This window comes from Variovorax sp. OV329 (assembly GCF_900114785.1).
Classification (GTDB): Bacteria; Pseudomonadota; Gammaproteobacteria; order Burkholderiales; family Burkholderiaceae_C; genus Variovorax.
In genome coordinates this window covers 262,379-288,529 of the sequence record NZ_FOUG01000007.1, presented here as the reverse complement: position 1 = coordinate 288,529, position 26,151 = coordinate 262,379, and the positions used below count along the sequence as shown (strand labels likewise).

General features: G+C 68.6%; 23 protein-coding genes and 1 pseudogene. 4 read left to right on the top strand and 20 right to left on the bottom strand.

Annotated elements, in window-relative coordinates; all coding sequences use genetic code 11:
* The 13 genes and pseudogenes from BM345_RS14705 to BM345_RS14650 form a co-directional block, all read right to left on the bottom strand.
* Positions 1-441 (bottom strand): SRPBCC family protein, encoded by a 441-nt coding sequence (locus BM345_RS14705; protein WP_093380607.1) that lies wholly within the window; start codon positions 439-441, stop codon positions 1-3.
* A gap of 3 nt (positions 442-444) precedes the next feature.
* Positions 445-2,160, bottom strand: a complete 1,716-nt coding sequence (locus tag BM345_RS14700; protein WP_093380606.1) for a flotillin family protein — start codon at positions 2,158-2,160, stop codon at positions 445-447.
* An 18-nt stretch (positions 2,161-2,178) separates the two neighbouring features.
* Entirely contained in the window at positions 2,179-3,009 is an 831-nt protein-coding gene (locus tag BM345_RS14695; RefSeq protein WP_093380604.1) for a phosphoenolpyruvate hydrolase family protein, read from the bottom strand.
* A gap of 26 nt (positions 3,010-3,035) precedes the next feature.
* Positions 3,036-4,259: a Tm-1-like ATP-binding domain-containing protein gene (locus BM345_RS14690; protein ID WP_254789745.1), complete on the bottom strand. Its 1,224-nt coding sequence runs from the start codon at positions 4,257-4,259 to the stop codon at positions 3,036-3,038.
* A gap of 537 nt (positions 4,260-4,796) precedes the next feature.
* Positions 4,797-5,309: pseudogene (locus tag BM345_RS30760) on the bottom strand (ABC transporter ATP-binding protein); the annotation flags it as partial.
* Positions 5,309-6,136 (bottom strand): ABC transporter ATP-binding protein, encoded by an 828-nt coding sequence (locus BM345_RS14685; RefSeq protein WP_093380601.1) that lies wholly within the window; start codon positions 6,134-6,136, stop codon positions 5,309-5,311. The pseudogene BM345_RS30760 and the gene BM345_RS14685, both read right to left, overlap by 1 nt.
* Positions 6,137-6,161: 25 nt before the next feature.
* Entirely contained in the window at positions 6,162-7,412 is a 1,251-nt protein-coding gene (locus BM345_RS14680) for an ABC transporter substrate-binding protein (protein ID WP_093380599.1), read from the bottom strand.
* Between the two features lie 16 nt (positions 7,413-7,428).
* Entirely contained in the window at positions 7,429-8,547 is a 1,119-nt protein-coding gene (locus tag BM345_RS14675) for a branched-chain amino acid ABC transporter permease (RefSeq protein WP_093380597.1), read from the bottom strand.
* A gap of 23 nt (positions 8,548-8,570) precedes the next feature.
* A complete protein-coding gene (locus tag BM345_RS14670) occupies positions 8,571-9,515 on the bottom strand; it encodes a branched-chain amino acid ABC transporter permease (protein WP_093380596.1) in 945 nt (314 codons plus the stop codon).
* 46 nt (positions 9,516-9,561) lie between these two features.
* On the bottom strand, positions 9,562-10,848 hold the full coding sequence (locus tag BM345_RS14665) for a metal-dependent hydrolase family protein (RefSeq protein ID WP_093380594.1): 1,287 nt from the start codon (positions 10,846-10,848) through the stop codon (positions 9,562-9,564).
* 21 nt (positions 10,849-10,869) lie between these two features.
* On the bottom strand, positions 10,870-12,180 hold the full coding sequence (locus BM345_RS14660) for a metal-dependent hydrolase family protein (protein ID WP_093380592.1): 1,311 nt from the start codon (positions 12,178-12,180) through the stop codon (positions 10,870-10,872).
* Between the two features lie 4 nt (positions 12,181-12,184).
* Complete coding sequence (locus BM345_RS14655) at positions 12,185-12,982, bottom strand: alpha/beta fold hydrolase (RefSeq protein ID WP_093380591.1); 798 nt, start codon at positions 12,980-12,982, stop codon at positions 12,185-12,187.
* A 12-nt stretch (positions 12,983-12,994) separates the two neighbouring features.
* Positions 12,995-13,861: a fumarylacetoacetate hydrolase family protein gene (locus tag BM345_RS14650; RefSeq protein WP_093380589.1), complete on the bottom strand. Its 867-nt coding sequence runs from the start codon at positions 13,859-13,861 to the stop codon at positions 12,995-12,997.
* 227 nt (positions 13,862-14,088) lie between these two features.
* On the opposite strand from BM345_RS14650, the gene BM345_RS14645 reads away from it, so the two are divergent.
* Together BM345_RS14645 and BM345_RS14640 are read left to right on the top strand one after the other, a co-directional pair.
* A complete protein-coding gene (locus tag BM345_RS14645) occupies positions 14,089-14,796 on the top strand; it encodes a TetR/AcrR family transcriptional regulator (protein WP_093380588.1) in 708 nt (235 codons plus the stop codon).
* Positions 14,797-14,810: 14 nt separating this feature from the next.
* Positions 14,811-15,668 carry an alpha/beta hydrolase gene (locus BM345_RS14640; protein WP_093380586.1) on the top strand — a complete coding sequence of 286 codons (858 nt, stop codon included), beginning with the start codon at positions 14,811-14,813 and terminating at the stop codon, positions 15,666-15,668.
* Here BM345_RS14640 and BM345_RS30130 read toward each other — a convergent pair.
* The gene (locus tag BM345_RS30130; protein WP_175545014.1) at positions 15,629-16,090 is read right to left on the bottom strand and encodes a hypothetical protein; all 462 of its coding nucleotides are present in this window, start codon (positions 16,088-16,090) and stop codon (positions 15,629-15,631) included. The genes BM345_RS14640 and BM345_RS30130 overlap by 40 nt on opposite strands.
* A 29-nt stretch (positions 16,091-16,119) precedes the next feature.
* Positions 16,120-17,466 (bottom strand): amino-acid N-acetyltransferase, encoded by a 1,347-nt coding sequence (argA, locus tag BM345_RS14630; protein WP_093380585.1) that lies wholly within the window; start codon positions 17,464-17,466, stop codon positions 16,120-16,122.
* A gap of 105 nt (positions 17,467-17,571) precedes the next feature.
* Between argA and hrpA the strand changes: the two genes are divergently transcribed.
* Entirely contained in the window at positions 17,572-21,507 is a 3,936-nt protein-coding gene (gene hrpA / locus BM345_RS14625; RefSeq protein WP_093380583.1) for an ATP-dependent RNA helicase HrpA, read from the top strand.
* 17 nt (positions 21,508-21,524) lie between these two features.
* Here the strand turns inward: hrpA and BM345_RS14620 are convergent, their stop codons facing one another.
* Positions 21,525-21,683: a DUF3309 family protein gene (locus tag BM345_RS14620; RefSeq protein WP_093380582.1), complete on the bottom strand. Its 159-nt coding sequence runs from the start codon at positions 21,681-21,683 to the stop codon at positions 21,525-21,527.
* Positions 21,684-21,814: 131 nt separating this feature from the next.
* Complete coding sequence (locus BM345_RS14615) at positions 21,815-22,732, bottom strand: LysR family transcriptional regulator (RefSeq protein WP_093380580.1); 918 nt, start codon at positions 22,730-22,732, stop codon at positions 21,815-21,817.
* A 105-nt stretch (positions 22,733-22,837) separates the two neighbouring features.
* Here BM345_RS14615 and BM345_RS14610 point away from each other — a divergent pair, with 105 nt between their 5' ends.
* A complete protein-coding gene (locus tag BM345_RS14610) occupies positions 22,838-23,587 on the top strand; it encodes an SDR family oxidoreductase (RefSeq protein ID WP_093380579.1) in 750 nt (249 codons plus the stop codon).
* Positions 23,588-23,595: 8 nt separating this feature from the next.
* Here the strand turns inward: BM345_RS14610 and BM345_RS14605 are convergent, their stop codons facing one another.
* From BM345_RS14605 to BM345_RS14595, 3 genes are all read right to left on the bottom strand, one after another.
* Positions 23,596-24,765 (bottom strand): pyridoxal phosphate-dependent aminotransferase, encoded by a 1,170-nt coding sequence (locus BM345_RS14605; RefSeq protein WP_093380577.1) that lies wholly within the window; start codon positions 24,763-24,765, stop codon positions 23,596-23,598.
* A gap of 7 nt (positions 24,766-24,772) precedes the next feature.
* Positions 24,773-25,714, bottom strand: coding sequence for a CysB family HTH-type transcriptional regulator (locus BM345_RS14600; protein ID WP_093380576.1), 942 nt, complete (start codon positions 25,712-25,714; stop codon positions 24,773-24,775).
* A 64-nt stretch (positions 25,715-25,778) separates the two neighbouring features.
* On the bottom strand, positions 25,779-26,147 hold the full coding sequence (locus BM345_RS14595; RefSeq protein WP_093380574.1) for a sirohydrochlorin chelatase: 369 nt from the start codon (positions 26,145-26,147) through the stop codon (positions 25,779-25,781).
* Positions 26,148-26,151: the final 4 nt, after the last annotated feature.

Sequence of the window (26,151 nt, the reverse complement as noted above, 5' to 3'; positions counted from 1 at the left end):
TCAACGCCCGCCGAAGTGGCGCTTGAGCGCGTCGAAGCCGCCTTGGAACACGCCGCCGCCGATCGTCTCGGACAGCTCCTGCTCGCGGCCCGGCGCGCACTCGAACTCGGCGCTCCACTCGGCGAAGCAGCGTCCGCCGTCGGTCACGGGCGTGAGCTTGAGCGTGGCCACGTAGCGCTCCACGCCCATGGGGCTCTCCAGGATCTCGTAGCTGCAGCTGTAGTCGTAGTCCGAAAGGGCCAGCAGCCGCTCGCGGATGGTGCCGCCATCGCGCAGGTGGAAGTGCCGGATGCAGCCGATGCGGTCCGCCGGCTGGCTGTTCTCGATGCGGCTGTCGGCGATGGCCGGGTGCCACAGCGGCAGGCCGTTGAAGTCGCGGATGCGCGACCACACGTTGTCCGCGCTGGAATCGATCACGCTGGAGGCGTAGACCTGCACCATCGGCTACTCCTTCTTGCCGCCGCTGCCTTGACCACCTGCGCCGGTGGGCAGTGCGGCATGGATGCCACTGGTGGTGCTGGCCAGGCGCTGGATGTCACCACCCTCGACGCCGATCTCGCGCAAGAGCTGGTCCACCAGCGGCGCCTGCGCCCGGAAGCGCAGCGCCGAATTGACCACGCTGTCCGAGAAGTTGCCGCTGCCGTCGGCGCCATTCGCGCCGCCACCGCCGCCCGAACCGCCCAGCCCGTCCACCTGCAGGATCTTGATGCCCTCGATGCGCTCCATGGGCCGCACCGACTCGCGGATGATGGCCTCGGCCTTCTCCACCAGCCGCATGCGCAGGGCGGAGGCGCGGGCGTCGGGCGTGAGCATGTTGTGCGCCTCGTTCATCAGGCGCTGGCCCTCGGCCTCGATCTCGGCGCGCACCCGCTGCGCCATGGCCTTGATCTTCTCGGCGTCGGCATCGGCCTCGGCCTGCGCGCGGATGGCGTCGCCGCGGTCCGCGGCCGCTTCCTTCTCGGCCTGGGCGGCGGAAGTGAGCCGCATCGCGTCACGCTCCGCCTGCTGCGCCGTGGCGATCAGCTCGATTTTCTTCTTGCGCTCGGCCGCTTCCACGTCGCGGACGGTGAAGACCTTTTCCTCGGCGGCGATGGCCAGCGCGCGGGCCTGCTCGGCCTCGGCCTGCGCCTCGCTCTGGGCCTTGCTCTCCTTGGCGACTGCAATCGCGCGCTTCTGCTCGGCCAGCTCCAGCTGCATGCGCCGCTCGATCTCGGCGCCCTGGATGGCGCGTTCCTTGGTGATGCGCTCCTGCTCCAGCTGCTGGTCCGAGCGGATGCGCGCCGCGTCGATGGCCTGCTTGGCGCTGATCTGCGCGCCCTCGGCGTCCTGCTCGCGCATGGCGCGCTCGGCGGCCAGTTCGGCGCGCTGGCGGGCGCGGGCAATCTCCACCTCGCGTTGCTGCGCCAGGCGGGCATGCTCGGCGTCGCGGTCGATCTCCAGCGACAGCTTCTCGGCCTCCAGGTTCTTGTTGCGGATGGCCACCAGCGTGTCCTGCTCCACGTCGTTGCGCTGCTTCTTGCGGCGCTCGATCTGCTCGGTCAGGCGCGTCAGGCCCTCGGCGTCGAAGGCGTTGCTGGGGTTGAAGTACTCCATGCCGGTCTGGTCAAGCTGGGTGAGCGAAGCGGCTTCCAGCTCCAGGCCGTTCTTCGTCAGGTCTTCCGCGACGGAGTCGCGCACCCGCTTGACGTAGGCGCCGCGCTTCTCGTGCAGCTCTTCCATGGTCATCTCGGCCGCGGCGGTGCGCAAGGCGTCGACGAACTTGCCTTCCACCAGTTCCTTGAGCTGTTCGGGCTCCATGGTGCGAAGGCCCAGGGTCTGGGCGGCGTTGGCCACGGCCTCGGGATTGGTGGCCACGCGCACGTAGAACTCGGCGATCACGTCCACCCGCATCCGGTCCTTGGTGATGAGCGCCTTGTCGCGCCCGCGGCTCACTTCCAGCCGCAGCGTGTTCATGTTGACGGGAATGACGTCGTGCACGATGGGCAGCACGAAGGCGCCGCCCCCCAGCACCACCTTCTGCCCGCCCAGCCCGGTGCGTACGAAGGCCCTTTCCTTGGAGCTTCGCAGGTAGAGCCAGTGCAGCAGCCACACGGCAATGGCGACAACGATCGCCACCACGATGAGGCCGAGGATGAAGTTTCCGAATTGAGCGCCTGACATGGATGTCGACTCCTTGTTTTATCGCGTGATCTCGACGAAGCGGCGGGTGGTCTCGGTCAGCGCCACCTCCGTGGGCAGCCGCTCCATGGAGCTGGCCCCGTAGAAGCCGGCGCAGTCGGGGCAATGCGCCAGCACGTGGTGCGCGTCCTGCGGCGTGGCGATGGGCCCGCCGTGGCACAGGACGATCGCTTCCGGATTCACCTCCAGCGCTGCTTTGGCCCAGGCATTGATGCGCGGGATGCAGTCCGCCAGCGTCAGGGCCGTGCCCGCGCCGATGCTGCCGCCGGTGGTCAGCCCCAGGTGGCACACCACGACATCGGCGCCGGCGCCGGCCATGGCGCGCGCGTCGTCCTCGCTGAACACATAGGGGGTGGTCAGCAGGTCCAGCGCCCGCGCCTTGCGGATGAAGGCCACCTCCTGCCCGTAGCCCATGCCGGTCTCTTCCAGGTTGGCGCGGAACACGCCGTCGATGAGGCCCACGGTGGGAAAGTTCTGCACGCCGGAAAACCCCAGCGACGTCAGGCGCGCCAGCAGGTCGTCCGCGATCATGAAGGGGTCGGTGCCATTCACGCCGGCCAGCACCGGCGTGCTCTTGACCACCGGCAGCACCTCGCGCGCCATGTCGCACACGATGTCGTTGGCATTGCCGTAGGCCAGCAGCCCCGCCAGCGAGCCGCGCCCGGCCATGCGGTAGCGGCCGGAGTTGTAGATCACGATCAGGTCGATGCCGCCAGCCTCCTCGCACTTGGCCGACAGGCCGGTGCCGGCGCCGCCGCCGATGATGGGCTGGCCCGCGGCCATCTTGGCGCGCAGCTTGGCGAGGACGGTGGATCTGGCGATGCGTGGCATGTGCTTTCCTCCTGCTTGTTGTTGCTCTATCCGGCGCGCCGGCCCGCGGCCATGGGCTGCGCGATTTCCCGCCAGGCCGCGACCAGCGCGTCGGCGAAGGCCTCGTCGTTGATGTGCAGCGGCAGCCGCTGAAGGCTGCGCTGCGGCCCGGCGCGGAACTGGCTCTGGATGGTGTCGAACAGCAGCTTGTCCGCCTGCGCATCGAAGAAGGGCTGCCCCTGCCGGTCGATGGCCGACACGCCCTGCTCGGGAATGAGGAAGCGCACCGGCCCGCGCATTGCGTTGAGCTTGGCCGCGATGAACTCGCCGATCTGCCGGCACTCCTCGGCCGTGGTGCGCATCAGCGTCACGCTGGGGTTGTGGCGGTACAGGTTGCGGCCCTTGAAGCGCTCGGGCACCGTGTTCCAGGCGCCGAAGTTCACCATGTCCAGGGCGCCGCACGAACCCACGTAGGGCAGGGCGTGACGGGCAAACACGTCCATTCGGCCGGGGCCGGCGGAGAGCACGCCGCCCACGATCTCGTCGGCCACCTCGGTGGTCGACACATCGATCACGCCGGCCACCAGGCCCGAGTCCGCCAGCTTCTCCATCGACTGGCCGCCCACGCCGGTGGCATGGAAGACCAGGCAGTCGTACTCGGATTCCAGCCGGTGCGTCACGTGTTGCACGCAGGGCGTGGTCACGCCGAACATGGTCAGGCCCAGGGCAGGGCGTGAAGCCGTCGTGGACGCTATCGGCGGGTGCGCGATCATGCCGGCCAACGCGTTGGCGGCGTTGGACAGCACCAGCTCGCTGATGCGATGGATGCCCTGCACGTCGGTCACCGAATACATCATGCAGATGTCGCTGGGCCCCACGTATGGCCGGGTGTCGCCGCTGGCCATGGTGGACACCATGACCTTGGGCACGCCGATGGGCAGCGCCCGCATGCCGCGCGTGGCCAGCGAGGTGCCGCCCGAGCCGCCGGCCGAGATGATGCCGCCCAGGTCGCGCCGCGTGAGCAGGAAAGCCTCGAAGGCCTGCGCCATCGCCGTCATCGCGTTGCCGCGGTCGTTGCTGAACACCGCCGCCTCGCCCTGCGGATGGTGGCGCGCCACCTCGCGCGGATGCACGCTGGCCGACGAGGGCTTGCCGGAAGTAGAGAGGTCCACCGTCACCACGCGCAGGCCCAGCTTCTCCAGGCTCTGGCGCAGGTAGTTGAGTTCGCGGCCCTTGGTGTCGAAGGTGCCGGTGACGTAGGCCGAGCGCAGGCTCGTTGCGGCCACCGGGAATTCATAGACGCGCGGTGCGGGCGCGGCACTGGTTGGTGCGGGGGTGGCGGCTGCGGGCGGCACTTCCGCCAGCACCGGCGCCCGCGCGATGTCGGCCACGGGCGCTGCCGTGCCGCCGGCGTTCCAGCGGTTGAAACCGCGCACCGCGGCCGGTGCGACCTTGTCCAGCGAGGGCGCGCCCGATTCGGCGTGCGCGCGCCGTACCGTGAAGACCTGCGTGCGCGCCTCCCCGGCCGCGGCTTCGGCGGAAGGCGCTTCCTCGTCCGCCTGCTCGCCGCCGGAGCGAACGCCCAGCAGCCGCTCCTGCAGTTCGCGGTCGGCCGCCAACTGGGAGGTTGGCATCTCCTGCGCGATGCGGCCGTTGACCATCACGCCGATCCGGTCCGCCACCGACATGGCCACGCCCAGGTTCTGCTCGATCAGCAGCACCGCGATGCGCCCCTCTGCCGCGAGTTCGCGCAAGGCCTGCGCCACCTGGTCGACGATCACCGGCGCCAGGCCTTCGGTGGGCTCGTCCATCACCAGCAGGCGGGGCTCCAGCAGCAGGGCGCGCCCGATGGCCAGCATCTGCTGCTCGCCGCCCGACAACTGCGCGCCGCCGTTTCCGCGCCGCTCCGCCAGGCGCGGGAACATGGCATAGACGCGGTCCACCTCGCGGCGCTTGCGCGCGACCAGGCGCAGGGTCTCGTCGACCGAAAGCGATGGCCACACGCGCCGCCCCTGCGGCACGTAGGCGATGCCGCGGCGGGTGATCTCGTGCGGCGCCATGCCCAGCACTTCCTCGCCCGCCAGCCGCACGCTACCGCGCGCCGGCACCATGCCGGTGATGGCATTGCAAAGCGTGGTCTTGCCCATGCCGTTGCGCCCGACGATGCCCAGCACGCCGCGCTCCAGCGACAGGCTCACGCCCTGCAGCGCATGGGCGTGGCCGTAGAAGACGTCGAGCGAAGCCACGGCCAGCACGGGGACGCCGGTGGCGGCCGGCAGGTTGCCGCCGCGCTCTTCGGATTGCTTGCCGAACCAGGCCATCAGTGGCGGCTCCCCATGTAGATCGCCTGCACCTGCGTGTCGGACTCGATCTCCTGCGGCGTGCCGGTGCGCAGCACGCGCCCGTTGTGCATCACCGTGACCTTGTCGACCACGCGCAGGGCGATGTCCAGGTCGTGCTCGATCAGCACGAAGCTCATGTGCGCCGGCAGCGAGCGCAGCAACGCCACCAGCTCGCGCCGCTCGGCGGGCGAGAGGCCCGCCGCCGGCTCGTCGAAGAGGATCAGGCGCGGCGCCCCGGCCAGCGCCATGCCGATCTCCAGCTGGCGCTGCTGTCCGTGCGCCAGGTTGGCGACCAGCTCGTGGGCGATGTGCGTGAGCCGGGTGCGCTCCAGCAGGTCCTGCGTAGCGCGGGTGGACGCATGTGCGTCGCCCGCGCGCCGGAAGCTGAAGCGGCCGCTGGCCACGCCGCGCACCGCCAGGAACAGGTTCTCGCGCACGCTCAGCTCCCGGAACAGCAGCGAGGACTGGTAGGTGCGCCGCAGCCCCTTGCGGATGCGCTCGTGCGGCGGCAGCTCGGTGATGTCCTCGCCGAAGAAATGGATGCGCCCGCCGGTGGGCGGGAAGTCGCCGGTGATGGCATTGAACAGCGTGGTCTTGCCCGCGCCGTTCGAGCCCAGGATGGCGTACTTCTGCCCGGCGGCCACGGTGAGCGAGACCTCGTCCACCGCGCGCAGCGCACCGAAGGCCCGCGTCACCCCGTCCAGCCGCAGCGCATCGCCCGAGAGCAATTGCGCGTCGGCACCGGCGCGCGGCTGGCCACGGGCCTGCGCGCGCACGGCGTTGCGAAGGGGGGCGAGGGTGGCCATCGGTGCCTGCCTTCTCTTTAGTGGACTAGCGGCAGTCGGGCACGTCGCGCGAGCCCAGGCCCATCTTCTTGAAGTCGGCGTCGGAGAGGCCCAGCGTCTGCGACACGTTGGGAATTGTCTTCACCACCTTGTTGTAGAAGCTGCCATCGGGCGCCTTGGACACCTCGGTGATGTAGGTGTCGCCCACGCCGTTGCGGTTGGCGTCGATCTTCACCACGCCGGCGGGGCCGGCGAAGTTGGTCTTCTGCAGCGCGTCGCGGTAGGCCTTCTGGCCGTTCGACAGGTCGCCCTTCACGGCGTCCAGCGCGTCCAGCGTGGCCTTGGTGTTGATGTAGTAGAGGTAGGCGAAGAGCGAGGGGCTCGGGAAGCCGTCCTTGAAGTTGGCCTTGTAGTCGGACACGAATTTCTTCCATTGGGCCGTGTCGATCGAATCGGCCATGGGGCCGGCCGAGGCCGTGCCCAGCAGCGACTCGCGGCGCTTGCCCTTGAAGTTGAGCACCGTCTGGTCCACCGTGATGGAGCCGCCGATCATGGGCTTGTCGCCGCCGGCCTGCTCGTACTGGGTGAGGAAGTTCACCGCGTCGGAGCCGCCCAGCACCACCAGCAGCGCGTCCACTTCCTTGGGGATCTTGGCGATGACCGAGGCGTAGTCCTTGGTGCCCAGCGGCACCCAGGCCTTGTCGACCACCTTGCCTCCCTTGGCGCAGTAGCTGGCCATGAAGCCCTGCACCTGCGAGTAGGGAAAGCCGTAGTCCTCCGAGATCAGGTAGAGCTTCTTGTAGCCCTTGCCCAGCGCGTGCTCGCCCAGCCCCACCATCCACTGGGCGCCCTCGGTGTTGAAGCGGTAGAAGTTGGGCGCCGGGTCGACCAGCGTGGTGCTCTGCGCGCCCGAGGAGCCGTTGACGAAGGTGATGTTGGGCTGCGTCTTGGCGTAGTTCTTCACCGCCACGCCCTCGTCGCCGGACAGCGGGCCGATCATGATCTGCACCTTGTCCTGCTCCACGGCCTTGCGCGTGGCGTTCACCGCCTTGTCGGGCGTGGCGTCCGAGGACACCTTCACGAACTCGATCTTCTTGCCGCCCGCCATTCCGTTCTTTTCCTTGAGCGCGAGGTCGGCGCCGCGCATGCCGTCCTGGCCCGGTGCGGCAAAGGGGCCCTCCAGCGTGGCCAGCAGGCCGATCTTCAGGGTCTCCTGTGCCTGCGCAAGTCCACCCATCGCCATCAACGCCGCCGTGCCGACGATGCTGCGTACGAACACTCCTCTTGCTCTGCTCATGTCTCGCTCCTGGTTGTCATTGATGAATACGGCCAAGGCCGTGCTTGCTGATGCGGCGGCCGGCCAGGCGTGTGCGCAGGGACTGCCACAAGCCGAGCAAGCCGTCGGGGGAGAACAGGACGATGGCGAGGAAGACGCCGCCGATGACGAGGTTGAAGCGTTCGCGGTCGATCAGGTCGATGGCGAAGTTCTGCAGGAGCACGAAGACGATGGCGCCGATGAACGCGCCGATGGGATGCTTCATGCCGCCGAGCACGGCGATGATGAGGATGTTGATCATCGCCCCGGTGCCCACCGTGCCGGGGGAGATGCGGCCGTTGTACCAGACCAGCAGCACGCCGGCCACGGCGGCAAGGAAGCCAGACACCGCATAGGCGGCCACGCGGTGTGCCGTCACGTTGAAGCCCAGCGCCTGCATGCGGCGCGGGTTGTCGCGGATGCCCTGCAGCGCCACGCCGAAGGGCGCGCCGATGAGGTACTTCACGAACCAGTAGCCGCCCAGCGAGCAGGACAGCACGATGAAGTAGAAGGGCAGCGGCTGGTGCAGGTCGTAGCCGAAGAGCGTGGGCGGCCCGATGCGGCTGAAGCCCTGGAAGCCGTTGAACACGGTGTAGTTCTGCTGCGCCAGGTAGAAGAAGGCCACGCCCACCGCCAGCGTGATCATGATGGTGTAGATGCCCTCGGTGCGCACCGAGAGCCAGCCGATGGCCGCCGAGAACAGCGTGGCCAGCGAGATCGCCACCGCCAGGGCCAGCCACCAGGGCCAGCCCAGGCTGATGGCGGTGTTGCTGCTGGTGCCGAAGATGGCCAGCATGTAGGCGGCGAAGCCGGCCACCGTCATCTGCGCGAGCGACACCATGCCGCCGTAGCCGCCCAGGAAGGTGAGCGACAGCGCGATCAGCCCCAGCGCGAGCGACTGCGCGCCGATCTGGAAGGTGAAGAAGGGCGAGACGACGAAGGGATAGACCAGCAGCGCCAGCAGCACCACGGCATGCCGCCAGCGCACCGTGCTCCAGGCCGCGCTCAGCCTGGGCCAGGCGCCCGGGGCCGCAGCCGAAGCCGGCGAGGCGGGCACCGCGTGCAGGTCGGTCGGCCGGCGCGCAGCCACGGCGGACGCGGCCGCCGACGAATTCATGGCCCGTCGCCACTGCGCTGCGCTCATACGACTCTCTTCCCCATGAGCCCGCGCGGCTTGAAGGCCAGCGCCACGACCATGATCACGAAGGTGAACACCACGCTGTAGGTGGGCGCGTAGGCCAGCCCGAACTGCTCGGCCAGGCCGATGAGCAGCGCGCCGATGGCCGCGCCCACCACGCTGCCCATGCCGCCCACGATCACCACCACCAGCGAGGCGAGCAGATAGCGAGTGTCCTCGCCCGGCGAGATCGAAAGCGCCGTGCCGCCGACCACGCCGGCCAGCCCGGCGAGGCCCGCGCCGATCGCGAAGGTGAGGGCGAACACGCGCTGCACGTTCACGCCCGAGGCCGACAGCATGGCCCGGTCGTCCACGCCGGCGCGGATCATCATGCCCACCCGCGTGCGGGCCAGCAGCAGCCACAGGCCGACGCCGATCACGACGGAAGCGATGAACACGAAGATCCGGTAGGTCGGAAACTTGTTGACCAGTGGCAGCGTGGTGGAGCCGTAGATCCACGAGGGCGGATCGAAGGTGTAGATCTCCGCCCCCCAGGCCCACAGCGCCAGGTCCGCCAGCACGATCGACAGGCCGATGGTCACCAGCGTCTGGCGCAGGTCCTGCCCCTGCATGTGGCGGAAGATCAGCAGTTGCATCAAGAGGCCCAGGACGGCGGCCGCCAGGAAGCCCGCGACGACCGCCAGCACCCAGGAGCCGGTGCGCTCGCCCACCATCCAGCCGACGTAGGCACCGATGAGGTAGAGCGAGCCGTGCGCCAGGTTCACGTTGCGCATCAGCCCGAACACCAGCGTGAAGCCGCTGGCCACCAGGAAGTAGAGCGAGGCCAGCGTCAAGCCGTTGAGGAGCGTCTTGAAGTACAACGAGGAGTTGTCGGCAATGGCCCAGACGGAGAACACCAGCACCGGCAGGCCGAACACGATCCAGGGCACCCAGGCGCGCCGGCTCATGGGCAGCCCTCCGTCACGAGATTGAAAGAGCGGACAGGCATGCGCCTCATGCAGCCCGCTCCCACTGCCGCCGCGCCGCGATCTCGGGCGCCTTGGCGAACACGCCGTCCTTCATCACCGCCAGGATGCGCTTGGGGTCGCGCAGGATCGACAGGTTGGCCAGCGGGTCTCCGTCCACCAGCATCAGGTCGGCCAGGTAGCCTTCCTTGACGAGGCCCAGGTCGTCGGGCCGCTTCATCACCTGGCCGCCGTAGAGCGTGGTGCAACGGATGGCTTCCATGGGCGTGAAGCCCAGGTACTTGACGAAGAACTCCAGGTCGCGCGCGTTCTGGCAGTGCGGCGTGAAGGCGAAGCCGTAGTCGCCGCCGGGCAGCACCCGAATGCCGCGCTTGTGCATCTTGGCCAGCGACACGCAGGCCGCATCCCACTCGATCTGGTAGCCCATGTCGCAGGCCATGGCATGGGTGACGCCCCAGGGTTCGGCCTCGTAGAGCATGGCGTAGAGGATGGCGATGCCGGGCGCGACGAAGACCTCGTCCTTCTTGGCCTCCAGCATGTCCAGCGCCTCCTCGTCGACGAAGCTGGCGTGGTAGATCAGCTCGATGCCGTGGCGCAGGGCCTGCTTCACGCTTTCGGACGAGCGGGCGTGGGCCACGCCGCGCTTGCCGCGGATCTTGACCTCGCGCATGGCGGCGGCCACTTCCTCGTCCAGCATCCAGGTGGTCTCGGCCGGCGACTGCGGTGTGAAGTTGTCACCTGAGAGGTTCAGCTTGATCGAGTCCACGCCGTACTTCAGGAACAGGCGCACGGCCTTGCGCATCTCGTCGGCGCCCGACACGTTCACGCCGAAGCTGAACTCGGGAAAAGGCAGGTGCGGCAGGGTCTCGTCGCCCAGGGCGCCCAGCACCGTGATCTCCTGGCTGGCGGCGAGGTAGCGCGGCCCCGGGATCTGGCCGGCGTTGATCGCGTTGCGGATCACCACGTCCAGCCGCGGCTTGGCGCAGGCAGCGCCCACGCAGGAGGTGAAGCCGGCCTGCAGGTATCTCTTCGCCACCTTGGCGCACCACAGCACGTGCTCCTCGAGCGGCATGGTCTGGATGGCAGCGAGCGTGGCCGCGTCGTTCCAGGAGAAATGCGTGTGGGCCTCGCACATGCCCGGCATCAGCGTGGCGCCGGCACCGTCGATCACCGCTGCGCTGCCGGGGGCGATGGGCGCGGTGCTACGGCCCACCTGGCGGATGCGGTTGTCGCGCACCAGCACGCTGCCGGTGTAGGGGTTGTTCTGTCCGGTGCCATCGAGGATGCGCACGTTGGTGAAGACCACATCTGCCATGTTCTTCTCCGGTGAAGGTTGTCAGGCGGCCCAGCGGGTCATGGGGGACATCGAAAGAGGCCGGGCGGCCGCATGCATCTCGGGCGCCCGGTGGAATTCGCCGTCCTTCATGACGGCCAGGATGCGCGACTTGTCCTGCAGCACCGTGATGTCGGCGAGCGGGTCGCCATCCACGAGCAGGATGTCCGCCAGGTAGCCCTCGCGGATGTAGCCCAGCACCTTGCCCATGCGCATCATCGGTCCGCCCCAGGCGGTGGCCGAGAGCAGGGCTTCCATGGTGCTCATTCCCACGTACTTGACGAAGTACTCCAGGTCCTTGGCGTTGGTGCCGTGCGGTGTCCAGGCAAAGCCGTAGTCGCCGCCGGGCAGGATGCGGATGCCGCGCTTGCGCATCGCCTTCATGCTTTCGACGGCGGCTTCCAGTTCGCGGTGGTAGCCCATGGCGCGCGTGCGCTCGGGCGTCAGGCCCCACTCGCTGGCGTTGTGGCAGGTGTTGATCAGCCAGGCCAGGCCGGGAGCGATGAAGTGCTCGGTCTTGTGGGCCTCCAGCATGTCCAGCGCCTCTTCATCCGTGAAGCTGGCGTGGTAGATCACCTCGATGCCCTGCCTGACGCACTCCTTGATCGACCAGGTGGAGCGCGCATGCGCCGCCACGCGCTTGCCCCAGGCCTTGGCCTCTTCCACGCACACGCGCACTTCCTCCGAAGTGAACTGGCTCATCTCGCTGGACATGCCGGTGATGGACTCGCCCGAGAGGTTGATCTTGAGCGAGTCCACGCCCCACTTGGCGAAGGTGCGCACGCAGCGGCGCATCTCCTCGGCGCCGCTGACCACCGCGCCGAAGGCGAACTCAGACTGGGGCAGGTGCGGCTGCGTGGTGTCGCCCAGGCCGCCGGGCACGGTGATCTCCTGGCTGGCCGCGAGGTAGCGCGGGCCGATGATGGTGCCGTCGTTGATGGCGTTGCGGATCACCACGTCCAGCCGCGGCTTGGCGCAGGCGGCGCCCACGCAACTGGTCCAGCCCATGTCCAGGTAGCGCTCGGCCACCTGGGCGCACCACAGGATGTGCTCCTCGGGCGGCATGCGCTGGATGGCGTCCAGGCTGGGCTGGTCGTTCCACGAGAAATGGGTGTGGGCCTCGACCATGCCCGGCATCAGGAAGGCGCCGGCGCCGTCGATGGTGCGCGCGCCCGCGATGGGCTGCGAGCGTGCGCCGAAGCCGGTCTTCACGACACGGGCGATGCGGTTGCCCTGCACCAGGACGTCGCCGGTGAAGGGCACCTCTCCGCCGCCGTCGAAGATGCGCACGTTGGTGAAGAGCACATCGGCCATGGCGTCAGCTCCTTGAATTGGCTTGCAGGAATTCACGCAGCTCCTGCTGGCATTCCTCGGGACGTTCCACAGGCGTCCAGTGGCCGCAGCGCGGCAGCACCACCACCCGCTTGGACGCTGCGTTGTGCAGCCGGTCGGCCATGGCGCGCACGGCCTGCGGCGGCGCCACGCCGTCCTCGTCACCCGTGACCAGCAGCACGGGGCAGGCAATGCTTTCCACCGGCGCGGGCTGTGCACCGGCCAGCGCCTCGCAGCTGCGCGCATAGGCTTCGCCGCTCTGGCGCATCAGGCTTTCGCGCACGTAGGCCACCGTCACGGGGCGGCGCTGGCGGGTGTCGGCGGAGATGGCGGCGCCGATCAGTGCCTCGGTGATCTCCTGCATGCCGTTCGGTGCCGAGCGTGCCTTCTCGGCACGCTGCAGCATGGCGCTGCGCGCCGCATCCGGCGGAGCGATCAGCGGGCCGAAGAGGGCCAGGCTCGCCACCAGCTTGGGCTGCGAGGTGGCCAGGTGCTGGCAAACGATGGTGCCCATGGAGTGGCCCAGCCAGTGCGCGCGCGTCACGCCCAGCCGCGCGCAGATGTTGACGAAGGACTGCGCGTAGTGCTCGATGCTCAGCGCACCTTCCGCGCCCTGCGAGCGCCCGCTGCCGGGCAGGTCCACGCGGATCACCCGGTGGCGCGCGAGCGCGGGCATCAGCGGGGTCCATGTGTTGGAACTGCCGCCCAGCCCGTGCACGCAGACCACCACCGGGCCTTCGCCTTCCTCCTCCACCGCCAGTCGCTCGATCAGGTGCAGTGTCATGGTGTGTACGCCTCAGCCGAAGGGGTTCTCGATGGCGCCGATGCCGTCGATCTCGATGCGCACGCGGTCGCCGGCGCGCAGCCATTGCGGCGGGCTCATGCCCATGCCCACGCCGGCCGGCGTGCCGGTGGCGATGACGTCGCCCGGGTACAGCGTGATGCCGCGCGAGCAGGTCTCGATGAGGGTGGGGATGTCGTGGATCATGTCGCGCGTCAGGCCGTCCTGGCGCAGCTGGCCGTTGACCCAGCCGCGCACGCGGGTGGCGTTGCCGTCCAGCTCATCGCCGGTGACGATCCATGGGCCCATGGGGCAGAAGGTGTCGAAGCTCTTGCCCAGGTCCCACTGCTGGTGGCGCATCTGAACGTCGCGCGCCGTCACGTCGTTGACGATCGTGTAGCCGCAGACATGGTCCATGGCGCGGCTCTTCGGGATGTCGATGCCACCCTTGCCGATGATCACCGCCAGCTCCGACTCGTAGTCGATCTGCACCGAAGTGGAAGGCGAGGGCAGGCGCACCGTGTCGTGCGGCCCCACCACGCATTCGGGCAGCTTGGAGAAGACGATGGGCCAGGGGTCTTCCTCGGGCATGGTCTCGCGGAACACCGTGCTGGCCAGCTCGGCCGCATGCGCGTGGTAGTTGCGGCCCACGCAGAAGAGGCTGCGCAACGGGTGCGGCAGCGGTGCGCGCAGCTCGATCACTTCCACCGGCAGGCGCGCACCCGAAGGCGAGGGGAGCGGTTCGCCGCGGGCCAGGGCCTGGATGAGCGGGAGCACGCCGCGCGAGGCATCCCGCACGGCCAGGGGCGTGGCTTCGCGCCCGTCTGCCGAGATGGTGCCCACGTGGTCACGTCCGCCCCATTGCCAGCTGGCCATGCGCATCGGCTTGTCTCCGTCTTGCCGCGCGGTCATGTCGGGGCCCACTGCTGTAGGCCTCGCGCCGCACGGTCAGGGAACACATGTGAGGCTGCACGGAAGCGCTGCGCGCTTCGACTGCCTCTTGCACCGCTTTTGAGACTTGCGTCTCAAATTAGGATGCGTGCATCATACGGCTCGAATCCAGGGTGCCACAAGCAAGGCCAGGCCTCCAACGAATACGGACAAACCCCATGGCTCGCCTCAAACACAAGCTCTCGGAGCCGCCCGCAGAACCCGCGAGCGGCGTCAAGGCAGCCACCTTCCGGCTGCTGCTGGACACGGCGATGGACATCATCCGCCAGGATGGCCACATCCCCTCGGTGGCCGAGGTGGCGGTGCGCTCCAAGGTGTCGCGCGCCACCGCCTACCGTTACTTCACCAGCCGCAGCGCGCTGGTCACCGCCGTCATCGACAGCTCGCTGGGGCCGGTGCGCACGCTGGCTTCGGACAACCCGAGCGGGCGCGAGCGGGTGCACGAACTGTTCCTGCAGACCTTCCCGCGCTTCAAGGAGTTCGAGCCGCAGTTGCGCGCCGCGGCGCAGCTCTCCCTGGAGCAATGGGCATTGGAGCGCGCCGGCCTGCTGGAAGAGGAGCCCTACAGGCGCGGCCACCGGGTGCGCATCCTGCAGCACGCCATCGCACCGATGACGCCGGCCCTGACGCCGGCCCTGCGCGACCGTCTGCACCACGCCCTGTCGGTGGTCTACGGCATCGAGCCCTACGTGATCCTGAAGGACATCTGGGGTCTGCCCGACCGCGAGGTGGAGCGCATCGCGCTGTGGATGGCCGATGCGCTCATCGATGCCGCGCTGCGGCAGTCGGCCGCGTTGGCGGAGCCTGCGAAGGCGGCCGCTCGCCCGCGCAACGGTGCCCGCAGCGGCGCGCTCGCCACACGCTGACAGCCCCTTCGCTCATGAGCCTGCGCACGCCCGCCTGGTACGACGAGCAGTACAACAGCCGTGCCCGCATCCCGGAGCACCCCGCCATCCTCCAGCACTGGGCCGACGCCTCCGCCGCCGCGCTGCATCGGCATCCGGAATTGGTCGAATTGGCCTACGGCGAGGCGCCGCGCGAGAAGATGGACATCTTCCCGGCCGGCACGCGCGGCGCGCCGGTGTTCGTCTACCTGCACGGCGGCTACTGGCGGGCCCTCGGCAAGCGCGACCACAGCTTCGTCGCACCGCCGCTCGTGGATGCCGGCGCGATGGTGGTGCTGCCCGACTATTCGCTGTGCCCCGAGGTGACGGTGGAGCACATCGTGCTGCAAACGGTGCGCGCCCTGGCCTTCGTGCACCGGCATGCGGCCGACTACGGCGGCGACCCGTCGCGCATCGTGGTGGCGGGCCATTCGGCGGGTGGGCACCTGGCGACCCTGATGCTGGCGTGCTACTGGCAGGCGGTGGATGAATCACTGCCGGCCGACCTGGTGAAGTCGGCGCTGTCCATTTCCGGCCTCTACGATCTGGAGCCGATGCGGCACACGCCTTTCCTGGCGGCCGACCTGGGCCTCACGGCCGCCTCGGCGCTGCGCGCAAGCCCGGCCTGGATGCCGCCGCCGGCCTCAGGCCAGCTGGCGGTGGTCGTGGGTGGCGAGGAGAGCGAGGAATTCCATCGGCAGGCCGAGCTCATCCGGGCGAACTGGGGCGCAAAAGTGGTGGCCTCGGAGGTCGTGTCGGGCCGCAACCACATGAACGTGCTGCACGAGCTCGCCAGCCCGGGAAGCAACACGCATCAGCTGGCGCTGGACTTGCTGGCAATCCGCCGCGACTGAGCGCGCGTTGCGCCGGCCGGTGCTGCTGTCGGCGCGGCGAGCAGCAGGCGTTCGTAGGCTTCGGGGTCTGCGGACCGCAGTTTTTCCAGCGCCCTGGCCGCGGTGCCCAGCAGCGTGGCACGCTCCTCGTCCTTCACCGCTTCGATGCGCTGCTGCGTCTCGCGAAGGCAGCGCAGCGATTCGGCAGCCTGGGCCTGCACCTGGGCGTCGGTGCTGTTCATGCCCAGCAGCACCTCGGTGATCCAGCCCAGCTGACGGCCGTAGGTCGCGACGTCGAAGATCTTGCGCTCCATCTCGGCGTTGCCGGCCGAAGGCGGAATGCCGGCAAAGAACCAGTCGGTGTCCGGCTCGATGCGCTGCGCGACGCTGCCGCTGAAGGGAAAGTAGAACTGCGGCGACCAGAGCCAGAACCAGGGGGGCATCGACTTCTCCTTCTTCGGGCGGCGCTACGTCAGAGTTTCTTCACCAGCACCTGGCTCTTGCGGTCCCAGTTGTACTTGCGCTTGCGCGCCTCGGGGAGCCAGTCGGGGTCCACCGTCTGGAAGCCGCGCTTGATGAACCAGTGCATGGTGCGGGTGGTGAGCACGAAGATGCTTTCCAGCCCCATGGCCTTGGCGCGCTGCTCCACGCGCTTGAGGATGCGTTCGCCGTCGCCCTGCGACTGCACGGCCGAGGACACGGTCAGCGCCGCCATCTCGCCGGTGCGCTCGTCGGGGTAGGGGTAAAGCGCCGCACAGCCGAAGATCACGCCGTCGTGCTCGATCACGGTGTAGTGATCGACATCGCGCTCGATCTCGGTGCGGTCGCGCTTGACCAGCGTGCCGTCGCGCTCGAAAGGCTCGATCAGCTGCAGGATGCCGCCGATGTCGTCCACCGTGGCCTCGCGCAGGCTTTCCAGCTTCTCGTCCACCACCATGGTGCCGATGCCGTCGTGCACGTACACCTCCAACAGCAGCGAGCCGTCCACCGAGAAGGGCAGGATGTGGCTGCGCTCGACGCCGCCCACGCAGGCCTTCACGCAGTGCTGCAGGTAGAAGGCGGTATCGGACGGGCTCTGAGCCGGTGCCAGGGTGGTCAGCAGCTTCTGCGCGGCGGCCAGCGGCAGCTCGGTGTCGATGGGGTTGTCTTCGCTGATCGGCTGGGTCGGGTCCAGCGCGATGCCGGGAATCTCGGTCAGGAAAATGAGCTTGTCGGCCTGGATGCCGATGGCCACGTTGGTCGCCACCTCTTCCATGGTCAGGTTGAAGGCTTCGCCTGTGGGCGAGAAGCCGAAGGGCGAGAGCAGCACCATGGCTCCGAAATCCAGTGCCCGGCGGATGCCCGCCACGTCCACCTTGCGCACCAGGCCCGAATGCTTGAAGTCCACCCCGTCCACCACGCCCACCGGGCGGGCGGTGATGAAGTTGCCCGAGATGACCCGCACCGTGGAGCCGGCCATGGGCGTGTTGGGCAGGCCCTGGCTGAAGGCGGCCTCGATCTCGTAGCGCAGCTGGCCGGCGGCTTCCTGGGCGCAGTCCAGCGCCACCGCGTCGGTAATGCGCATGCCGTGCGAATACTTCGCCTCGTGGCCCTTGGCCTTGAGCTGCTCGTTGACCTGCGGCCGGAAGCCGTGCACCAGCACCACCTTCACGCCCATGCTCTGGATCAGTGCCAGGTCCTGGGCGATGCTCTGCAGCTTGTTCGCCGCGATCGCCTCGCCCGCCATGGCCACCACGAAGGTTTTCCCCCGGTGCATGTGGATGTAGGGCGCCACCGAGCGGAACCAGGGGACGAAAGTGAAATTGAAGACAGTGGACATGCGCCGGGAACTAGCGGAGTAGACGACGGCCCGCCGCGCGGGCGGGGATAATTCCGCGATTGTCCCCCAAGCTTTCCCATGGGCGCCCGCGCTCAACCATTTGCCTTGTCTGCCGCCGCCCCCGCCACTCCTGCCCTGAAGATCGAATTCCCCGAATCGCTGCCCGTCTCCGCCCGGCGTGAGGAGATCGCGGCCGCCATCGAGGCGCACCAGGTGGTGATCGTCTGCGGCGAGACCGGTTCGGGCAAGACGACCCAGCTGCCCAAGATCGCGCTGGCGCTGGGCCGCGGCAAGCTCAACGCGCCGCCCGGCAAGGGGCGCCTGATCGGCCACACCCAGCCGCGGCGCATCGCCGCCAGCTCGGTGGCCAAGCGCATCGCCGAGGAGCTGAAGACGCCCCTGGGCGAGGTGGTGGGCTACAAGGTGCGTTTCCAGGACCGCCTGAGCCGCGATGCCTCGGTCAAGCTGATGACCGACGGCATCCTGCTGGCCGAGACGCAGACCGACCCACTGCTCAAGGCCTACGACACGCTGATCATCGACGAGGCGCACGAGCGCTCGCTGAACATCGACTTCCTCTTGGGCTACCTGCGCGAGATCCTGCCGCGGCGGCCCGACCTGAAGGTGATCGTGACCTCGGCCACCATCGATGCCGACCGCTTCGCGCAGCATTTCGCCTCGGCCAAGGGGCCAGCTCCGACGCTGTTCGTGTCGGGCCGCACCTTTCCGGTGGAGCAGCGCTACCGCCCTTTCGAGGAGTCGCGCGACCACGACCTGAACGACGCGATCGCCGACGGGGTGGACGAGCTGTGGCGCGATCCGCGCGCCGGCGGCGACATCCTGGTCTTCCTGCCCGGCGAGCGCGAGATCCGCGAGGCGGCCGAGCACCTGCGCAAGCACCTGTCGCACCAGCCGACGCTGCGCAACGCCGAGGTGCTGCCGCTGTTCGCGCGCCTGTCGCAGGCCGAGCAGGACCGCGTCTTCGACAACCACAGCGGCCGGCGCATCGTGCTGGCCACCAACGTGGCCGAGACCTCGCTGACCGTGCCGGGTATCCGCTACGTGATCGACACCGGCACGGCGCGCGTCAAGCGCTACAGCTTCCGCAGCAAGGTGGAGCAGCTGCTGGTGGAGCCCGTCAGCCAGGCGGCCGCCAACCAGCGCGCCGGCCGCTGCGGCCGGGTGGCCGACGGCATCTGCATCCGCCTGTACGACGAGAAGGACTTCGCCAGCCGCCCGCGCTTCACCGACCCGGAAATCCTGCGCAGCTCGCTGGCCGGCGTCATCCTGCGCATGAAGTCGCTGCACCTGGGCGATGTGGAGCAGTTTCCCTTCCTGGAAGCGCCTTCGCGCCGGGCCATCGCCGACGGCTACCAGCTCCTCAATGAGCTGGGCGCGGTGGACGATGTCAACGAGCTCACGCCCATGGGCGCCGAGCTGGCCAAGCTGCCGCTGGACCCGCGCGTGGCCCGCATGATCGTGGAGGCCCGCACGCGCGGCGCGCTCGAAGAAGTGCTGGTGATCGCCTCGGCCCTGTCCGTGCAGGACGTGCGCGACCGCCCGCTGGAGGCGCAGACCCAGGCCGACCAGGCGCATGCCAAGTTCGACGACGAGAAGAGCGAATTCAGCGGCTACCTGCGGCTGTGGAAGTGGATCCACGATGCGCGTGGCGGCCAGGCCGCGCCGCGCGGTCGCGCGGCGCCTGCCGGGGCATCACCCGTGGTCGGAGCCGAAGGCCCTCATCACAAGCTCAGCAACCGCCAGTACGAGCAGCTGCTGCGCCAGAACTTCATCAACGTGCGCCGGGTCCGCGAGTGGCGCGACATCCACTCGCAGCTGCTCACGGTGGTGACCGAGCACAAGTGGCGCATCAACACCCAGCCCGCCAGTTTCGAGCAGCTGCATCAGGCGATGCTGTCGGGCCTGCTTGGCAACATCGGCTGGAAGCTGGAAGACGACGAGGCCTACCTGGGCGCCCGAGGCATCAAGTTCTACCGCCATCCCGGCGCCCACCTGAAGAAGAAGCCCGGCCGCTGGATCGTCTGCGCCGAGCTCGTGGAAACCACGCGCCTGTTCGGCCGCGGCATTGCCAACATCGAGCCGCAATGGCTCGAGCAGGTGGCCGGCCACCTGCTCAAGAAGCAGATGCTGGACCCGCACTGGGAGAAGAAGGGCGCGCAGGTGGTGGCGCTGGAGCGCGCCACGCTCTATGGCCTGGTGATCTACAGCGGCCGCCGGGTGGACTTCAGCAAGATCGACCCGGTGGCGGCGCGCGAGATCTTCATCCGCGAGGCCCTGGTGGGCGGGCAGTGGGAAAGCAACCTGCCTTTCCTGGCCGCCAACCGCAAGCTGGTGCGCGAGGTCGAGGCGCTGGAGCACAAGTCGCGCCGCCAGGACGTGCTGGTGGACGACGAGCTGATCTACGCTTTCTACGACGCGCAGATTCCCGCCGACGTGAGCAACGGTGCGAGCCTGGAGCGCTGGTGGCGCGATACCTCGCATGGCCAGCCGCGCCTCCTGTTCCTCGCGCGCGACGAGCTGATGCGGCACCAGGCGGCCGGCATCACGACCCAGGCCTTCCCACCCACCCTCCGGCTGGGCGGCGTCGACTGCGCCGCCGCCTACCTGCACGAGCCAGGCGATGCCAAGGACGGGCTCACCGTCAGCGTGCCGCTCTTCGTGCTCAACCAGGTCAGCGAGGAACGCTGCGAGTGGCTGGTGACCGGCATGCTCAAGGACAAGATACAAGCCCTCCTCAAGAGCCTGCCGCAGCGCCCGCGCTCGCGCCTGGTGCCGCTGCCGGAGACGGCCGCGCGCTATGCCGAGCAGCTTTCGGCGCCCGAGGCCTTCGGCCACGGCTCGCTGACCGATGCCCTGCTGAAGATCGTGCGCGACGCCACCAGCCTGGACGTGAAGCGCACCGACTTCAAGCTGGACATGCTGGCGCCGCACCTGTTCATGAACCTGCGGGTGGTGGACGAGCATGGCCGCCAGCTGGGCACCGGCCGCAACCTGGGCGCCTTGAAGGCCGAGCTGGGCGCGCAGGCGCGCGGTGCTTTCCAGGCCCTCGCAGGCATCCAGGTGAAGAAGTCCGCCGCGCCGGCCGATGCGAAGCCGCAGGCCGGCACCGCCCCGCGCGGCAAGGTGGTGGAAACGGCCGCCAAGGCCGAGTCCACGCCGCAGCTGCCCGCCGGCCAGCGCTACACGGCCTGGACCTTCGGCGAACTGCCGGAACTGATGGAAGTGCGCCGCGGCGCGCAGTCCCTGGTGGGCTTCCCGGCGCTGGTGGATGCGGGCGACGCGGTGACCATCGAGGTCTTCGACGAGCCCGAGGTGGCCGCCGGCAAGCATCGCGCCGGCCTGCGACGCTTGTTCGCGCTGCAGCTCAAGGACGCACTCAAGTACCTGGAAAAGAACATCCCCGACCTGCAGAAGATGGCCGTGGCCTTCATGCCGCTGGGCACGCTGGAGGACCTCCGCGCCCAGATCATCGACGTGGCGCTGGAGCGCGCCTTCCTGCAGTCACCGCTGCCGACGGACGAGTTTGCCTTCAAGAAGCGGCTGGACGAAGGGCGTGGCCGCCTGACGCTGATCGCCAACGAAGTGGCGCGGCTGGCGGGCGTCGTGCTGGGCGAATACGCCACGGCTGCGCGGAAAATCAAGGACACGAAGATCCAGCCGGAGGCCACGCAGGACGCGGCACAACAGTTGCAGCGCCTGGTGGGCAAGCGATTCGTGGCCGACACCCCATGGATTGCACTGCAGCACTTCGCGCGCTATCTCAAGGCGATCACGCTACGGCTGGACAAGCTGCGCGCCGATCCGGCACGCGATGCATCGAAGCTGGCGGAATTGAAGCCCCAGGAACAGCGCTACTGGCGGCTGGTGGCCGAGCGCAAGGGCGTGGTGGACGAGCGGATGAGCGAATTCCGCTGGCTATTGGAAGAGCTGCGCGTGAGCTTCTTCGCGCAGGAGCTGCGCACACCCCAGCCCGTCAGCATCAAGCGTCTGGACAAGGCGTGGGCGCAGCTGGGGCACTAACTGGACAAGGCTGGCAGCTAGATCCTGCCCATGAGCAGCAGGACGATGACGATCAGCAGCACCAGGCCGACGCCGCCGCTGGGCACGTAGCCCCAACCGCGGCTGTAGCCCCAGTTGGGCAATGCGCCGATCAACAGCAGGATCAACACGATCATCAGAATGAAGGACAGGGACATGCGGCTTCTCCTTGTTTTGTAGGAGGCCCCATGGTGGCGGCCCGGCAAGGCGCCGGGATTGCGAGAACGGCGCCTTCGGCGGTCAGGCGCCGCCTACCGACGGTGTCAGCCGAGCGCCTCCGACGCGCGCCTCAAGTGGCAATCGGCATGCCCTGGACCAGGCGCCTGGCCAGGCGAGGCTGCTGGAACTGCTCCACCCACCACGCCAGCGCGCGACCCTCGTGCTCGCCTCGCCAGGCGATATACAGGGGGTTGGGTTCGCGGGAGTGCGCCATCTTCTTCTCGACAAGCTCCCCGCGCTGCAGCAGGGCGGCGACGCGGTGGCGCGGGAGCCAGCCGACGCCCAGCCCGTCGCGCTGCGCCAGCACCTTCGCGCGCATGGTGGGGACGGCCAGCACCGGTTGGCCGCCCAGCAGCCCGTAGCTGCGCGCGTCGTCGCGGCGCGCGGTGTCGGCGACCACCACGGCCCGGTGCGGCAGCACCTGCTCCTGTGCCAGCGGCTCCGGCAGCCGGGCGAGCGGATGCCGCGGCGCGACGGCGAAGACCCATTCCATGGCGCCCAGTTCGGCCCAGCGCAATTGCGGGATCGAGGGCGGCGCGCTGGTGGCACCCACCACCAGGTCGGCGCGACCCTCGCGCAGGGCCTCCCAGGTACCGCCCAGCACCTCGTGCGTGAACCGAAGCTGCACACCTGAATCCAGCCTGTCGAAGCTCTGGACCAGGGGCAGCAGAGTCTCGACCTCGAGGATCTCGTCGGTGACGATGGCCAGGCGGTCTTCCCAGCCGCCCGCCACCTGCTTCACGCGCCGAGTCAGGCGCGCCATGTCCTGCGACATCCGAGCCGACTCCTGGGTGAGCAGGCGGCCGGCAGGCGTGAGTTGCAGCCGGTAGCGTCGCCTGTCAAACAGCAGGGCATCGAAGCGGGCCTCCAACTGGCGCGCCGCGTGCGAAATGGTGGAAGGCGCCTTGCCCAGCCGCGCCGCTGCCCGCGAGAGGCTGCCGGCCTGCTCGACGGCCTCCAGCAGCGCCATTTCATCCTCACTCAACATGTTCGGATCCTTCGAACGAGTTCGTCGATCGGATGGTACGGCAAGCGATCGCATGAAGAACACCATTCGTGTACGGCAATTCGCCGGATTCGAAGGAGTTTGAAAATGAATCGCTTTGACTACAAGACAGTGCTCGTTACCGGTGGCACAAGCGGCATCGGCCTGGCGGCGGCGAAGGCCTTCGCGGCCGAGGGCGCACGGGTGGTCGTCACGGGCCGGGACGCAACGGCCCTGGAAGCGGCCCGCGCGCAGATCGGCGGCGCCACGCTCGCGCTGCGCAACGACGTGGGCGACACGGGCGCGGCAAGGGCGCTGGCTGAACGACTGGGAAAGGAAGGCGTGCGCCTGGATGCCGTCTTCATCAATGCCGGCATGGCGCGTTTCGCCTCGCTGGAAGATGCGGACGAAGCCCTGTGGGACCAGACCTTCGGCACCAACGTGAAGGGCGCCTACTTCCAGATCCAGGCGCTGCTGCCGCTGCTCAACCGCGGGGCCTCGATCGTGCTCAACGGCTCGATCAATGCGCGCATCGGCATGCCCAACTCGTCGATCTACGCGGCCAGCAAGGCGGCGCTGATCTCGCTGGCCAGGACCTTGTCAGCCGAACTGCTGCCGCGTGGCGTGCGGGTCAATGTGGTCAGCCCCGGCCCGGTGAGCACGCCCATCTACGGCAAGCTGGGACTCGACGCGGCGACCCTGCAGGCCACCGCCGCGCAGATCCAGGGCCAGGTGCCGCTGGGTCGCTTCGGCGCCTCCGAGGAGATCGCCTCCACCGTGTTGCACCTGTCGGCGGCCGAATCGGCCTACATCGTCGGCACCGAGATCGTTGCCGACGGTGGCATGAGCCAGCTCTGAAGCAGGCCTCACAGCCTCGCCAACCGCCCCAGCGCATTGTTCAGCGTCTCGTCCTTCTTGGCGAAGCAGAAGCGCACCACGCGCTGGTCGAAACCGTCGCCATAGAAGGCCGACAGCGGGATGGCGGCCACGCCGATCTCGCTGGTGAGCCACAGGCAGAAGTCGGCTTCGCTCTTGTCGCTCACCTCGGAGATGTCCACGCACTGGAAGTAGGTGCCTTCCGATGGCAGCAGCTTCAGGCGGGTCTTCGCCAGGCCAGCGGCGAACAGGTCGCGCTTGCGCTGGTAGAAGGCGGGCAGCTCCAGGTAGGGCCTGGCGTCGGCCATGTACGCGGCCAGCGCATGCTGCATCGGCGTGTTGACGGTGAACACGTTGAACTGGTGCACCTTGCGGAACTCCGCCGTGAGCGGCGCCGGCGCGGCCACGTAGCCCACCTTCCAGCCGGTCACGTGGTAGGTCTTGCCGAAGCTGCTGACGATGAAGCTGCGCGCTGCCAGGCCGGGGAAGGCGGCGGCGCTCTGGTGCTTCGCCTCGCCATAGACCATGTGCTCGTACACCTCGTCGCTGATGACGAAGATGTCGGTGGGCGCGAGCAGCTCTTCCAGCTGACGCATCTCCGCCGCGGTCCAGACGGTGGCGCTGGGGTTGTGCGGCGTGTTGATGATGATGGCGCGGGTGCGCGGCGTGATGGCCGATGCGATGCGGCCGAAATCCGGGCGGAAGGTGCCGGGCGTGAGCGGCACGCGCACCACCTTGCCGCCGGCCAGGTCGATGTTGGGCACGTAGCTGTCGTAGCAGGGCTCCAGCACGATCACCTCGTCGCCCGGGCGCACGATGGCGAGGATGGCGGTGATGATGGCCTGGGTCGCACCGGCGGTGACCGTGATCTCGTCGGCCGCGCGGTAGCCGTGGCCGTAGAGCGCGGCGATCTTGGCGGCGATGGCTTCGCGCAGCGACGGGATGCCGGGCATGGGCGGGTACTGGTTGTGCCCCGCGGCTATGGCGGCCGTCACGTCCTCCAGCAGCTTCGGGTCGCAGCCGAAATCCGGGAAGCCCTGGCCCAGGTTCACCGCGTTCTTCTCGGCCGCCAGGGCCGACATCACGGTGAAGATGGTGGTGCCGACGGCGGGCAGCTTGGTGTCGAGGGCGGGAGTGCGGGCGGTCACGTTGCTCACGATGAAGTGCTCAGAGTTCGTAGTCTTGGTGGTGTCCCGAGAGGGCCTTGGCGATCAGGTGGCGGTCCAGGCGGTCCGACAGCAGTTCGGCGAATCGGAACACGAAGTTGCGCAGGTAGGCGCTGCGCTTGAAGGCCACCCGCGCGATGTTCTGACCGAAGATGTGGCCCATGGGGCGCACCACCAGATCGGAGTTGGTGTCGTCGCGCACCGCCATCTCGGCCACGATGCCCACGCCCAGGCCCAGGCGCACGTAGGTCTTGATCACGTCCGAGTCGATGGCTTCCAGCGCGATGCGCGGCGTCAGCTTGCGGTTCGCGAAGGCATGGTCGATGCGCGTGCGGCCGGTGAAGGACGGGTGGTAGGTGATGAGGGGCTCGCTGGCCAGGTCTTCCAGCGAGACGCGCTCCTTCTCGGCCAGGGGGTGGTCCTTGGGCAGCACCAGCACGTGCTGCCATTCGTAGCAGGGCAGGGTGACCAGGTCGGGGTAGTCCGCCAGCGACTCGGTCGCGATGCCGATCTCGGCCACTTCGTCCAGCACCATGCGCGCCACCTGGTCGGGCGAGCCCTGGTGCAGGCTCACGTTCACCTTGGGATAGGCCTCGCGCAGCTTGGCCACGGGCACCGGCAGCACGTAGCGGGCCTGGGTGTGGGTGGTGGCGATGGAGAGAGTGCCGGTGTCCTGGGCGCTGAACTGCTCCCCGATACGGCGCAGGTTGCCCACCTCGCGCATGATCAGTTCGATGCTGGCGATGACGTGCTGGCCCGGTTCTGTCACACGCTTGAGACGCTTGCCATGGCGCGCGAAGATTTCCACGCCCAGTTCCTCTTCCAGTTCGATGATCGCCTTGGATACGCCCGGTTGCGAGGTATGCAGCGCCTTGGCCGCCTCGGTCAGGTTCAGATTGCGGCGGACGGCCTCCTGAACGAACTTGAACTGGTGCAGATTCATAACGATTCCATCTTTATTCTGGAATCATTATGCATTCGGAATCTATCCAATGGCCGCCCAAATCTCAGTTTTTCAGGGCAAGACGGGCGAGGACATCGATCACTTCGGGGCTTTCTCCAACGGCCGCCCGCAGGTTCAACCGAAGCGCGGGATGGACTTGTTGTAGATCTGCCACCAGCCGTGGCAGGTCTTCGCGCAGGTGCTTGCCCACGCCCAGAAAGATCGGCAGCACGTCGATTTTCGAGACGCCGGCTGTCGCCAGTTCGCCCACCGCAGTCGCCAGGTCGGGTGTCGCGGCCTCCAGGTAGGCGCAGCGTACCCGCAGGCCCGGCTCCAGCGCCAGGACGCGCGCCGCCACGGCTTCCACCGGCTCGCGCCAGCGGGCATCGCGCGAGCCGTGCGCGAAGAGCACGATGCCGCGGCTGTCGCCCATTCCG